Genomic DNA, 13,033 nt, shown 5'->3' with positions numbered 1-13,033 from the left:
GAATTTTGGTTCCAGGTCAAGGCGCGCGAAAAATTTAACCGCAGGAATACAGAAAAGCATCGCGAGGATTAAATTTTTCGCGCAACCCCGAAATCGAAACAAAAGGCAATTTTAAAGAGGCGGCCTTAAATATTGCGGGCCGCTTCATACCCCTCATGCACGGCGTAGACGATCTTCCGCGGCTGCTTGGCATCGCCGACCACGATCACCGGCCAGTCTTTCAGATCGGCCGCCAGGTCATTGTTGGGCCGGGAGCCGATGGCGACGACAACCGTATCGGCGGCAATGGTCTTCTTCTCCCCTTTGACCTCGCCGACGATGCCGTCGGGAGTAATCTCCTTGACGGCAAAGGCGCTGATCTGATCGATGCCGCATTCATTCAGGCATTGCAGGATGACCCACTTGGTGCCCGGGCCGATGTTGTGGCCCATCTTGTCGAGCATTTCCAGCTGGACCACCTTCTTGCCGTCATGGGACAGGTGCAGGCAGACGTCGCAACCCGTGCCGCCGCCGCCGATGACCGCCACGGTTTTGCCGGGGACGGGTTTGCCGGCCAGCACCTCCCAGGCGTGCATGACGTTGGGCAGATCGATGCCCTTGATGGCCGGATTGGCCGGCGTGGCGCCGGCGGCATAAATGATGACATCCGGCTTTTCCGCGGCCACGGTCTGGCGGTCGGCCTGGCAGCCGAGTTTGATCTTCACGCCCAGGTCCTTGAGCATGGCCTCATAATAATCGGCCACCAGGGCGAACTCACCGAAATTGGGCGTCTGAGAGGCCAGCTTCAACTGCCCGCCGAGGCGGTCTTCCCTTTCCATCAGAACCACCTCATGCCCGCGCAGGGCGGCCACCCGGGCGGCCTCGCATCCCGCCGGGCCGCCGCCGATGACCAGCACTTTCTTTTTCGTTTCCGCCGGCTGGATGTCGCCCAGGGCCTGCTCGCGGCAGGCCTCGGCGTTCAGGGCGCAGGTGACCGGCTTGCCTTCAAAGAGGCTGTCCATGCAGTTCATGCAGGCGATGCAGCGGCGGATCAGGTCCGGCCGGCCCTGCTTGACCTTGTTGGGCAGGTCCGGGTCGCACACCAGGGGCCGGGCCATACTGATCATGTCGGCCTTGCCCGAGGCCAGGATCTCTTCGGCCAGTTCGGCGCTGTTGATGCGATTGGAGGCGGCCACGGGCGCGTGGTCCAGGGCGCTCTTGATGCCTTCGGCCATCCATACGTACCCGCCCCGGGGCACGTTCATGGTGATCATGGGGTCCGTGGATTCATGCCAGCCGGCGGTGACGTTGAAGGCGTCCACCCCGGCCTTTTCCCAGATGCGGGCGAACTGCTTCATGTCTTCCAGCTTGTTGCCGCCGGGAACCATCTCGTCGCCGACCATGCGGATAAAAATCGGGTAGGATTCGCCCACGTTTTTGCGCACGCATTCGATGACCTCTTTGCCGAACCGGGCGCGGTTTTCCAGGCTGCCGCCGTACTCGTCGGTGCGCAGGTTGGTGGACGGGCTCATGAACTGGCTGATGAGGTAGCCGGCGCTGGCGATGAGCTCGACGCAGTCGTACCCGGCCTCCTTGGACCGGGCCGCGGCCTTCCCGAAGGCCTCCACGATGCCCTTGATTTCTTCCTTGGAGAGGGCCCGGGGTTTCTTCTTGGAAAAGATCGGCGGGGCCACGTCCGAGGCGCTGACCGCCTCGTTGCCGGTGATAAAGGTCATTTCATAGCGGCCCGGGTGCCAGAGCTGGATGCTGGCCCTGGAGTCATACTTGTGGATGGCGTCCACCATCCGTTTGTGCCCCGGCAGAAACTTGTCGTCGGAAATATCCAGCCCCATGACCATGCCCGGAACCACCGGGCTGATGCCCACCGTAACCAGGCCCGCGCCCCCCCTGGCCCGTCGTTCATAATAGGCCACGGCCGCGTCATTGATCTCGCCCAGGGCGAGATTGACCGTCAGGGCCGGCATGATGATGCGGTTGGGCATGGTCATGGATTTGATCTTGATCGGTTCCATCAGATGTTTGAACTGTGTCATGGGGCACCTCTTTTTTCTTAAAGGGTTGTTGATGGTTTATGGCGAAGTGTTCCTTTTCCCCTGGAAAGGGGTTGGAGATTAAAGGGCTCAAGGGGTCGAGGGTTCAAGGGATCGAACCGTCATGGGTTCATCCGCGGAAATCAGGGAGACCAGGGCGCGCTTGAAGACCTCCCGCTGGTCCTCGGGAAAGGTCTTCATGATCTCCTCGTTGGCCCGCTGCCGCAGGGCGCGAAGTTCGTCCTTCATACCGGCGCTTTTGTCCGTGAGGCAGACCAGGATGGCCCGGCGGTCACTGGGGTTGCGTTCCCGGTATACGAACCCGGCCCGCTCCAGGCGGTCGATCATGCCGGTCAGGGTGGCCGAGTCAAACCGCAGCAGTTCGCCGAGCAGCGTCGGCGAGAGGCGGTCGGCGACCCAGAGGCATTCGATGATCAGGTATTGCGCCGGTGTCAGGCCATAGGGTTCAAGAAGCGTCCGCAACAGTTTCTGGGCGGCCTGGGCAGCGCGGGACAGGAGAAAGCAGACGCAGGACCGGGGATCATCCAGGTTGTTTAGCACGTCATTATCTTTTATGCTTATATCTTGCATACAAGATAAATTCGTATATTTTTACGGTCGTGTCAAGGAAAAAAAAGGTTCAGAAAATTGACCTGGTTGATCATGGGTTCGTGCTGTTTGATCAGTTGCTTGATCCGGTCCTGCTCCCGGGCGTCGGTCACGGGCTCGACCTGGGAGATCGGTCGGCCATCGGCATTTTGTCTGTATTGCCACTGACGGACAAACCCGGCCACATTGGCGTAGCGGAAGGCCCCGAACCCGCAGCAGGTCCGGTCGACGATGCCCTGGCCGATAAAATACAGCAGGTCTTCTCCCTGAAAGGGCAGGCGCGCCTCCTTGACGACGATATAATGGCCACCGATGGCCTGGATTTCGCTGTTTAATTCCGGGTGGGTGAAGTCTTCAACCGTCACGCTCATGAATCTTACCTTATGAATATCGGGTCAGCGGGGGATTTCCAGCATGGGCTCTTCAGGCGCGGAATCGGGTTTTTTGAAAATGTCCCGGTAGGCCGCGGCCAGGATACAAAAGCCGATAGGCAGGGTCAGGGCGATCCCGACACCGAAGGCAATGGCGCCGATGCCGCCGATGACCGAGGCCACGATGGTCAGCCCCAGAAACGGCCAGAACCCGGGTTTGACGGTGTCCATGCTGACGGTGGACGCCTCCCAGAACCCCATTTTCCGGTCGACAATTAGAAACATGCCGAAGACCAGCAGGGCCTGCAGGGCGTAACTGAAGAAAACAGCGGCCAGGTGGCCGATCACGGGAAACCACCCCACCACGGCCATGCCGAGCAGACAGACGCCCGACCAGACCAGCATGAACAGCAGGGCGTTTAAAAAGAAGGAGAAGCCGTTAAAAACCGCGCCGAATCCGGGCGGGGGCGTTTCTCCGTCCATGATCCGCAGAATGATCAGAATCAGCCCCGCCGTTAGCGGCGGGAGCAGAATGAACATGGTCAGGCTGCTTAACACGATCATGATGAACGCGGCCAGAACCAGGGGTTTGAAATTGGCTTTATAAAGGGAAAAACCCTCTTCAATCCATCTCCCAAAGGGAACTTCAATCGTTTTATTCATGGCGATTCTCCTTGTTATTTTTTTTAATCGCAAAAAGGCCGTTCAAAGTCAAGAAGCAGCCATTGGCGGAAAAACATTTTTGTCACGTCGCCATCCCGGCCCGTGACGCGAAGCGGAACGCAAGTCGGAGGTTGACGAGGAAGTCAAGCCGGCATTCGCCAGAATGACGATGTTGTATCGAATTGCCGGCAAGGCAGTAGACCGCCTGTGTTTTTTGAGGCAGAAAAAGCTTGAAAAGCGGGGGGAAGCGGATAAAATGACTGACATGTCAGTCAGAGAAAAGAAAAAAACAGAAACCCGCCAGCTGCTCCTGGTCTCGGCCGTACGGACGTTTCACGAAAAGGGAATTCACGATACCCGGGTATCGGATATCGTGGCCCGGGCCGGAGTCGCCCAGGGCACCTTCTATAATTATTTTCCTTCCAAAGAAGCGCTGTTCAGGGCCATGGCCGAGGAATACATGGCCCATTACGGCGAACTTTTCCAACTCCACGCCGGCAACCTGTTTGAAGACGGCGGCGTGGATGCCATGATCACCGATTTTGGCGGATTTATTCGTCAGCTGTTTATCAGCTGCCGGGACAATATTGCCACGGCCCGGCTGGTCTTCGGCGAAGGCGCCGGCTCATCCGGTCCGTACCAGGAAATATGCGACACCGTCATCCGCCGGTTTGTGGAACTGATCCAGGGGGTGCTGGACAAGGGCCGGGACAGGGGCGCACTCCGGGTCGAGGATACCGAACTGGCGGCAGCCATGATTTTCGGCATGTTTCAGCGCTGCATGTTCTATTTTCTGTTGACCCGAAAGGACTTTGACGTTGACCGCATTGAAAAGGGCATGATGGCGTTTCTTTTCGGCGGCCTGGGTGTGCGGCTTGATGCTTTATAAGTAAGGAGAGAAAGAGATGTCCTATATTTCAAACGCCGACTGGACCGCCTGCACCGAGTGCGGGCAATGCCTTATGAAATGCCCGGTGCTGGAGATGAAGAAGGATGACGCGGTCGCGTCCATACGCAAGCTGATCCGGGGGGAGCCGGCGCCGGAGGTGCTGGACAGATGCACCTATTGCTTTGACTGCAACCGATTTTGCCCGGTGGAAGGGCTCCGGCCCCATGAGCTGATTCTCCAGCGCGGCCTGGAAAGACGGAAGAAAGTGCCCGGCGTGCTCAAATATCTGTCCAACGGCCGGGGCGTTAAGAACATGTTCGGCGATTTGTATAACGCCCTGGAACCGGACGAAAAAGGCCTTCTGAAAAAATGGTCGACCCTGCCGGACGGCGGAGATGTCCTGTGGGTGGGATGCATCGGGCGGCTCAGCTGCCGGGACCTGGACCGGTCCGGGGTGCTGGCGCCCCTGGCCAAGTTCGGACCGCCGGACCTGTGCTGCGGTGAACTGGCCTATCGGCTCTGCTCCTGGGACATGTACGAAGAGACCGTCAAGCGGACCCTGGCGGTATTGGAAAAGGTAAAGGTCGACCGGCTGGTCTGCTACTGCGGCTCCTGCTACAATTATTTTACCAGCATTCTACCCAAAGTTTACGGCAAAACCCTGCCTTATCCGGTGATTTCTTTTTATGAGTGGCTGTGGGAGCAGTACGAAAAAGGAGCCATTACCGTCAAAAAACCGCGCATGTTTACGGCCGCCATCCACGAATCCTGCTATGTCAGCGAGCTGGACGACTCCTTTGCCGCCTGCCTGCGGAAACTTTATAAAGCCGTGGGGGTCAATACGGTGGAGCTGGCCCATCACGGCGACCGCAACCTGTCCTGCGGCGCCGTCAGCATTGTCCGCGGCATGAACCTGGTGTCCAGCCTTTTCAAGGAACAACGCCGCAAGTTCCGGGAAGTATCGGACGCCGGCGCCTCCGAAATCGCCTTAAACTGTCCCGGCTGCTTTATCACCCTGGCTTTTACCAACCGCCTGTTCGGCAAAAAACTGCGCTACATGCCGGAGCAGTTGCTGGCCGCCTTTGGCGACGAAATCACCGTGCCGCTGGGCAAACGCATACCGGTCATTGCCAAAACCGTAACCGTGAATTTTCCCCGGGTGATGTTCTGGTAGACATAGGGTAGACAACATGCTGGTATCCGTCTGGAAGTCTGAAAACGAAATTCAACGGTCCTTGTCCGACGCCCAGCGGGTGGCGGTTTTTTCCTGTAACGTCTGCGCCAATTTAAACGGTACCGGCGGCAAACGCGGTCTGAAGCAGATGAAGCGCCTGCTGAAAAAATGGGGCAAGGAGATCCTCGTCGCCAGGACCGTCAATGTCTGCTGCTCCGAGGAGATCATGCGCCAGTGCCTGCGAATTTTTATCGAACCGGTTAAAGACCGGTGCGACGCGCTGATCATGCTTTCCTGCGCCGGCGGAGTCAAAAGCGCCTTTTTCTGCGACCCTGGTATTCCGGTGGTGGCGGCCCTGGACTCCTTCGGCAGCGGCGTTATCACGACCTCAATGGAGCCGCTTGAAGCGGGTATCTGCCAAAGCTGCGACCATTGCGTGCTGACCTGGACCGGCGGCATCTGTCCCCTGGCCGGTTGTCCGGCGAAAAAGCGATACGGGCCGTGCAAAAAAGCACCGGTCGAGGGGATTGCCTGCGGCATCGAGCCGGACCGGGAATGCGTCTGGAAAAAAATAGAGAAAAAGGGAGACCTGGCGGCCCTGGCGGTTATGGCCGAAATCCATGGCTGCAAGGATTATGAGCGGCTTCCCCCGGCCGCGTTCAACGGGTCGCCCGGCTTCGTCCGGAAAACGTCCGGGTGGTTCATGGCCCGGATGCCGGGGATATCCGGGCTGATCGACCTGATCAAATAGCGCCTACAGCTCCCGGATCAATTGCAGCAGGCGGGCAATCTTTTCATCCGTGCCGGCGGATCCGGTCTGATCGTGTTCAACGGCCATGGCCTTGAGCTTTTCTATCTTTTTATCCACCAGCAGGGAACGCTCGATCTTGCTGACCATGGTCGACTGCTGTTTCAGAAGTTGTTTTAAGCGGTCGATCAACTGGTCAATAAGGTTTTTAACGATGGCCAGGTTATGGCTCAGATTTTCATTGAGCTTCTGCTCGGTGATGATAAACACCTCGGTGGGCTCCACCGCTTCGGCGGTGGCCGTTCGGGGCTCGCCGGTGATAATCGCCATCTCCCCGAAGATCTGCCCCTCCCCCAGCTGATTGATCTTCATGCTTTTGCTCTTATGCTGGCGGGTGATCTTGACCTGCCCGTTTAAAATCAGGTAGGCCTCTTCGCCGGGGTCGCCCTCGCTGAATATCACGTCTCCGGCATTGAAACTGCGGGTGGAAAAACCGGTTGGCGAGGGCGGTGCTTTTAATTTGGCGGCAGCCGGCGCGGTGGCTTCCCGCGGGCTCTCTTCGATAATGGTGATGTCGGATGCCTCAAGCTCTATTTCGACCTCCGATGCTTCCGGTGCCGGGTTGTTCAGGGCCTCGTTTTCCAGTTTCAGTACGGGCTCCTCGGTTTCATTCTGCTTTTTATGATCCCCCATGATTTTCCTCCCTCCTCCCAAAACGGTAGTGATCCCGGGTCGCGCCGCCTCCGGACAGCGGCCGGTCTTTTTTTCAGGAAATCAGCCGGGAACCAGTGACCCGGCCACCAGTTCCGCGAAGTTTTTCGGCTCTATTCCGAGATTATAGGTTTCGTTCAGCCCGCGGATCTGGGTCAGGCAGTTGAAGCAGCCGGTCACGACGATTTTCGCGCCGGTTTTCCGGATCTGCTCGGCCTTGGCCTTGCCTGCCTGCATCCTGGTCTGACCGAAGGTCCCCGTGGACGCCAGCCCGCCGCCGCCGCCGCAGCAGAAATTGGCGGCACCGTGGGGCTCCATTTCGACGAATTGCGTTGAGAGCGCCCGGAGGATGTTCCGGGGCGCCTCAATGATTCCCCCCCTGCGGCCGATGTTGCAGGGATCATGATAGGTGATCGGCCCTTCATACACATCCTTTTTCAGCCTGATCCGGCCTTCGCGCACGTAACGGTCCACCAGTTCGACAAAACTCAATATGGGAAAATCATGTCGCCGGCCCAGCATCTTTTCGGCTTCCCAGCGCATGGCCCGGTACCCGTGTCCGCAGGGAGAGCAGACGATACTGGCCGCCCGGAGCATTTTCCGGGCCTTCAGGGGCCGCTGGCTGATTCGCAGCATGTTGTCCTTGTTTCCCTGGTAGTAGGCGTAATTGACCGTGTCAAACCCCTGGGAGGAAAAGGTGAAGTTCTCTCCGGCCGCATGCATGATCTTGATATAGTACATCAGCAGGAAAGGAATGTCTCTGATCTCCAGCGGGTGAGGGATGAAGAGGACGTTGGCGTCCATCTTGTCGATGGGAATGCGGAATCCCTCCACGCCGATATCCTCCTCCATTTCTTCCCCGATCCATTCCATATTTTCGATAAAATCTTCCGGCGTCAGCCCCACGTAATTGCCTTCTTCCATGGATTTTCTCACCGGTTCATCCAGTCCGGAAGGAAGCTTCCCGATACTGCTTAGCATGGATCTGGCCAGCAGCATGGCCTCACCGGTATGAATCCCCATGGGGCAATGAAGGGCGCACTTGCCGCAGATGGTGCAGCTTTCAAAAGCTTCTTTATAAAGCTCGTTTACCTTTTGATTCAGCGCGTCTTTGCTTCCTTTCAAAAATGGAAGGCGGGATTTCACCGGATGAAAATAGGCGTTCAACACGTCCTGGAACTTCTGAAGCCGGGCTGCAGGAATGTAGTCCGGGTCGCCGGTGGAAACGTAATAGTGGCAGGCATCCGCGCATAAACCGCATTGAACGCAGGAACCCATCATGGACAGAATTTTGCTGTTTGTGTTTTTGTCCAGAACCAGGCGCATCTGTTTTAACAACCGGTCTGGATCGTCATTTTTTACTTCCGCCGGAGCGGTATGGGTGGCATCACTCATCAGCATCTCCATCACTTTGCATTCCGGAAAAGGCGATACAATTGTTTATGGCCGGGCCGCTTTATGGCATTCACCGCAGGTGGTGGGTCCCGAAGGCAACTGTTTCGTTTTGATCCTTTTCCGGTGACAGGCAGTGCAGCTTCCATGATACGCTTCCCGCAGAGCCGGTATGCCGTCCTTTTTTTTCCCCAGATGACATTCGCGGCAGCTCAGTTCTTCTCCTTCTATGTAAACCAGTTGACTCGACGCATCATCCCGGGAATGATGACACACGCCACAGCCGTTCTCCTCCAGGGCAGCCATATGAAGATCATGATCAAAAGCCACCGGGGGGCGTTTACGTTCTTTGAAAATGTCATCATGTTGAATAAACGTCATCTCCGCGCCGACGGTCAGCGGGCCGGGGGTGGCTGTCAAAAGCAGGATTATCGCCATCACTGTTACAGCACGGTTTTTTATGCTCATATTGAGTCCTTCATTACTGCGGTTGTACTTTCTTACGGCTTGTCCCGCCATTGAGTGCCTACCAGTCCCGCGGCTTCAGCACCTTCCCGAACTCGGCGCCCATATACGCCCTGGAGAACCAGAATAAAAACATGTGGCTCAATCTGGAAAACGGAATCATGACTAAAAAGAATTCACCGGCCAGAACGTGCAGGATAAGCATTAACCGGTATGGGCCAACCTGGTGAGTGGCCAGAAAACCGGTCAGGAAGGGCAGAACGATAACGGCCAGCAGCAGGAAGTCACCGGGCCTGGTCAGCTTTTTTACTTCCGGCACGGTCAGCCGGCGCACGACAAAAAAAAGACAGGCCAGCACCACGCACACCGTCATAACATCCGCGACCATGTCCGGGATACTCCACCCCAGGATTCCCCAGGATTCATACCAGACCACGCTGTGCGCCAGAAGAAACAGCGGCACAAAAAGTAAACAGACGTGAAAAATAAAAGCGACAACGGTCAGCGCCGGGTGCTTACGCATATAGGCAGAGCCGAACGGAATGGTTCCGTGAAGAATCGACAGAAAGCCGTCTCTCAGGCTGACCAGCGGATAGATCATCCTTTTCTGGTGGCCTTTTTTGAGCACGATAATCATTCGAAAGACGCATCCGGCCAGAAAAAAAAGGATAGCGGCCCAAGCAACCGGGCCCCGGACAAATTCATAAAGATCCATCGCGGTTCCTTTCGAGACTCATGATTACGGTTGAAAGGAACTATACCGCATGCCGGTGTGTGCGTCAAATCATGACGGCTTCATTAAACAGGATCTTCATAAGGCGTGAAGTCGATTCCGCCTTCTTTTAACCCGGCCATCCCTCCACCGACGCTGAAGTTGTTGGTAATGCCGGCGGCATCAAGATTAAGTTGGGACTCGTAGGAACGGACGCCGGTGTTGCAGAGCAACACGAGTTTTTTGTCCCGGGGTACTTCGGCCAGGCGGTCGCCGAGCTGATCGTGGGGGATATTTACCCACATTCGTTGGGCCCTGTTGTCAAACGGCTGTGTATCTGTGCTGGCGCGGCAATTAATAAAAACCAGATCGCCCTTGCCCCTGTTTTCCCAGCATGCCTGGAATTCATCCCAGTCCATGGGACGATACCGGCCGTCCAGATAGTTGGCGGCCGCGTTGCCCAGGGCATTGACAACATCCATGGCGGAAGCGAAAGGAGGGGAATAGGCGATCTCCAGGTTGCTGACTTCTTCCACCGGGGGGTTGTGCTTTAAAATTGAAGCGATGGCGTTAATGCGGCCCACCATTTCGCTGCCGTCGCCGCCGAACCCCTGGATACCGAGAACCCGGCGGGTCTTGCGGTCAAATACCAGCTCCAGGAAAACGATCTCCTTTTCAATATAAAAATGAGCCCGGTCGAACTGGGCGACCATTACGCTCGCCGCGTCAAACCCGGCGGCCTTGGCTTTTTCCACGGTCAGGCCCGCACCGGCCAGGGAACCGTCAAACACCTTGACAACGAAACTGCCCACGGCGCCGTCAAAGGTGGCGCTGCCGCCGGCGATGTTGGTGCCCACCACCCGCCCCTGCCGGTTGGCCATGGAACCCAGCGGGAAGTATCCCGGCTGACCGGTAATCAGGTTGGGGATTGCAACGCAATCACCGCCGGAATAGATATCCGGGTCGGATGTCTGCATTTTTGAATTAACGACGATCAGCCCCTGGGGCGTTACTTCCAGGCCGGCCGCCTTGGCCAGATCCGTATTGGGAACGACCCCGGCCGATAGAATTACCAGATCGGCCGGGAGCTCGCGCTTGTCCGTCCTGACGCCGGACACTCTTTTCTCTCCCAGAAAGGCAACCGCCTTTTCGGTGGTATGGACAGTTACGCCGTGCTTGCTCAGACGGTTTTTAACCATGGCCGCCAGATGACGGCCCGCAAATCCGGGCATGACCTGATCGCACGCTTCTATAATGGTGGTTTTAATCTCCCACATATCCGATAGCGCCTCGGCCATTTCCAGGCCGATGAATCCGCCGCCGATAATAACCGCATTTTTCGGGTTGTTATTAATCACTGCCTGTTTAATGGCCATGGCATCCCGCAAGTTTGAGACGGTAAAGACATTCTCCAGGTTTTCTCCGGGCAGGTTCAATCGCCGTGGAACGGTACCGGTGGCGATGACCAGTTTATCGTAGGCCAGGATGCCGATGCCACCGTCTTTTTTGCGGATATGCACTTCTTTATTGCCCCGGTCGATTTTGGTCGCTTCGGTACCGGTCAGCGCGATCACCCCTTTATCCTTTAGAAAAAAATGCTCATCCCTGACCATGTGAAAGCTGGTGGAGCGCAGTTCGGCTTCGTCGCCGACATCTCCGGAAATATAATAAGGAATACCGCATCCTCCGTAAGAGATATAATCATCCTTATCCACAAGATAAACCGTTGCTTCCGGATCCAGCCGCTTCGCCCGGCAGGCGGCCTTGGACCCCAGGGCCACACCGCCGATGATCACGATTTTCCGAGCCATGATTTTATCCTCCAAGTAGAAATTATTTTTAAAAATATGAATGTTATTATGAGAAATATCTCAAAAAGGAGACCATACCCCATTCAATTTTCAGATTCAAGTCCGGGGGTGAAATTTTTTTGCGGTTTATTCTGCCTGGCAGACCAGGCCTTTGAGGTAAGCGCCCTCAGGAAAGCAGAGGGCCACGGGATGATCTTCGGCCTGGCTCATTCGGGCGATGATTCGGGCCGACCGGCCGGCGTCCAGGGCGGCGTCGGCGGTAATTTTCTGGAACAGGGCCGGATCCATGAGGCCGGAGCAGGAAAAAGTAAAGAGGACCCCGCCGGGCCGCAGCAGCCGGAAGGCCAGCAGGGCGATGTCCTTGTACCCCCGCGCGGCCCGGTTGATCTGGCTGCGGGATTCGGCGAACTTGGGCGGGTCCAGGACGATCAGGTCAAACCGCCTCCCCTCCCGGAAGTACCGCCGCAGGAGGTCGAACACGTCCGCCGCCTCGTTTTCCACCGGCGCATTGTCAAGGCCGTTGGCGGCCAGGTGCCGGTTGATCAGGTCCAGGGCCGGACCCGAGGTCTCCACGTTGGTCAGGGTCGCGGCCCCGCCGCGCAGGGCGTAAAGGCCGAACCCGCCGGAATAGGCGAAGCAGTTGAGCACTTCGGCGCCGCGGGAAAAGGCCGAAACAAGACGACGATTTTCCCGCTGATCCAGGTAAAACCCGGTCTTATGGCCGTTGACCACGTCGGCCAGAAACTTCAGATCGCCCTCCTCAAAGGGCACGAATTCAGGCGGGGGATCGCCGGCGAGCACGCCTTTGGCCGACGCCAGTCCTTCTTTGCTCCGCACGGCCGCGTCAGAGCGTTCATAAATGCCCTGGCAAGGCACCAGCGCGCCAAGTTGATCGGTGATGGTCTGCTTCCAGAATTCCGCGCCGGCGGAAAGGAACTGAACCACCAGGAACTCGCCGTACTGGTCCACGATCAGGCCGGGCAGGCCGTCGGATTCGGCGTTGACCAGGCGCAGACCCGTGGCCGGCCAGGTTTGCCGCAGCCGGTCCCTCCGGCGAACGGCGGCCGCCAGTTGCTGCCGGAAAAAGGCTTCGTCCACCGGCTGGTCCGGTTCGAAAGTCCAGACGCGGATGGTGATCTGGGAGGCGGGAGAGATCGCGCCCCGGGCCAGAAATTTTCCGTCATGGGACAACAGGTCGACCGTCTCTCCCGGGCTGACGTCCCGCGGAAGGCGCGCCAGGGCGCCGGAAAAGACCCAGGGATGACGCCGCCGCAGCGACGACTCCCGGCCTTTTTTGAGATGGATAGTGGTCATGTTGTTTTGTCGGTAGTGGAAGGCTTTACAGGCTGTCTCGCAGCCTTCCTATATATTTTTGACTTTTTGCGATCCGATTTCGTTAGTTGATCGCCTGCTCTTTGAAAATTTGTTTAAAACATCTCCGACGCCAGGCTTTTTTGC

General features: G+C 57.3%; 13 protein-coding genes. 3 read left to right on the top strand and 10 right to left on the bottom strand.

The window, feature by feature from the left end:
- Nucleotides 1-125: 125 nt before the first annotated feature.
- From AB1724_10065 to AB1724_10050, 4 genes are all read right to left on the bottom strand, one after another.
- Nucleotides 126-2,033 carry an FAD-dependent oxidoreductase gene (locus AB1724_10065; protein MEW6078146.1) on the bottom strand — a complete coding sequence of 636 codons (1,908 nt, stop codon included), beginning with the start codon at nucleotides 2,031-2,033 and terminating at the stop codon, nucleotides 126-128.
- Nucleotides 2,034-2,120: 87 nt separating this feature from the next.
- Nucleotides 2,121-2,621 (bottom strand): MarR family transcriptional regulator, encoded by a 501-nt coding sequence (locus AB1724_10060; protein MEW6078145.1) that lies wholly within the window; start codon nucleotides 2,619-2,621, stop codon nucleotides 2,121-2,123.
- A gap of 32 nt (nucleotides 2,622-2,653) precedes the next feature.
- The gene (locus AB1724_10055) at nucleotides 2,654-3,010 is read right to left on the bottom strand and encodes a hypothetical protein (GenBank protein MEW6078144.1); all 357 of its coding nucleotides are present in this window, start codon (nucleotides 3,008-3,010) and stop codon (nucleotides 2,654-2,656) included.
- 24 nt (nucleotides 3,011-3,034) lie between these two features.
- Nucleotides 3,035-3,673: a hypothetical protein gene (locus AB1724_10050; GenBank protein MEW6078143.1), complete on the bottom strand. Its 639-nt coding sequence runs from the start codon at nucleotides 3,671-3,673 to the stop codon at nucleotides 3,035-3,037.
- Nucleotides 3,674-3,929: 256 nt separating this feature from the next.
- Between AB1724_10050 and AB1724_10045 the strand changes: the two genes are divergently transcribed.
- Genes AB1724_10045 through AB1724_10035 form a run of 3 tightly spaced genes read left to right on the top strand, consistent with a single transcriptional unit; the run spans nucleotide 3,930 to nucleotide 6,487 of the window.
- On the top strand, nucleotides 3,930-4,562 hold the full coding sequence (locus tag AB1724_10045; protein ID MEW6078142.1) for a TetR/AcrR family transcriptional regulator: 633 nt from the start codon (nucleotides 3,930-3,932) through the stop codon (nucleotides 4,560-4,562).
- Nucleotides 4,563-4,578: 16 nt separating this feature from the next.
- Nucleotides 4,579-5,736 (top strand): (Fe-S)-binding protein, encoded by a 1,158-nt coding sequence (locus tag AB1724_10040; GenBank protein MEW6078141.1) that lies wholly within the window; start codon nucleotides 4,579-4,581, stop codon nucleotides 5,734-5,736.
- Nucleotides 5,737-5,752: 16 nt separating this feature from the next.
- Nucleotides 5,753-6,487: a methylenetetrahydrofolate reductase C-terminal domain-containing protein gene (locus AB1724_10035; protein ID MEW6078140.1), complete on the top strand. Its 735-nt coding sequence runs from the start codon at nucleotides 5,753-5,755 to the stop codon at nucleotides 6,485-6,487.
- A 3-nt stretch (nucleotides 6,488-6,490) separates the two neighbouring features.
- Here the strand turns inward: AB1724_10035 and AB1724_10030 are convergent, their stop codons facing one another.
- From AB1724_10030 to AB1724_10005, 6 genes are all read right to left on the bottom strand, one after another.
- Entirely contained in the window at nucleotides 6,491-7,177 is a 687-nt protein-coding gene (locus AB1724_10030) for a cyclic nucleotide-binding domain-containing protein (protein ID MEW6078139.1), read from the bottom strand.
- 81 nt (nucleotides 7,178-7,258) lie between these two features.
- Nucleotides 7,259-8,590 (bottom strand): (Fe-S)-binding protein, encoded by a 1,332-nt coding sequence (locus AB1724_10025; protein ID MEW6078138.1) that lies wholly within the window; start codon nucleotides 8,588-8,590, stop codon nucleotides 7,259-7,261.
- 45 nt (nucleotides 8,591-8,635) lie between these two features.
- Complete coding sequence (locus tag AB1724_10020) at nucleotides 8,636-8,893, bottom strand: cytochrome c3 family protein (protein MEW6078137.1); 258 nt, start codon at nucleotides 8,891-8,893, stop codon at nucleotides 8,636-8,638.
- A gap of 220 nt (nucleotides 8,894-9,113) precedes the next feature.
- Nucleotides 9,114-9,767: a TmcC family electron transfer complex membrane anchor subunit gene (tmcC, locus tag AB1724_10015; GenBank protein MEW6078136.1), complete on the bottom strand. Its 654-nt coding sequence runs from the start codon at nucleotides 9,765-9,767 to the stop codon at nucleotides 9,114-9,116.
- Nucleotides 9,768-9,850: 83 nt separating this feature from the next.
- Entirely contained in the window at nucleotides 9,851-11,575 is a 1,725-nt protein-coding gene (locus AB1724_10010) for an FAD-dependent oxidoreductase (GenBank protein ID MEW6078135.1), read from the bottom strand.
- A 126-nt stretch (nucleotides 11,576-11,701) separates the two neighbouring features.
- The gene (locus AB1724_10005) at nucleotides 11,702-12,889 is read right to left on the bottom strand and encodes a class I SAM-dependent methyltransferase (GenBank protein ID MEW6078134.1); all 1,188 of its coding nucleotides are present in this window, start codon (nucleotides 12,887-12,889) and stop codon (nucleotides 11,702-11,704) included.
- Nucleotides 12,890-13,033 lie beyond the last annotated feature (144 nt).

The sequence above is a fragment of the Thermodesulfobacteriota bacterium genome, from assembly GCA_040753795.1.
GTDB lineage: Bacteria > Desulfobacterota > Desulfobacteria > Desulfobacterales > Desulfosudaceae > JBFMDX01.
This window is presented reverse-complemented; position numbering and strand designations above follow the sequence as displayed.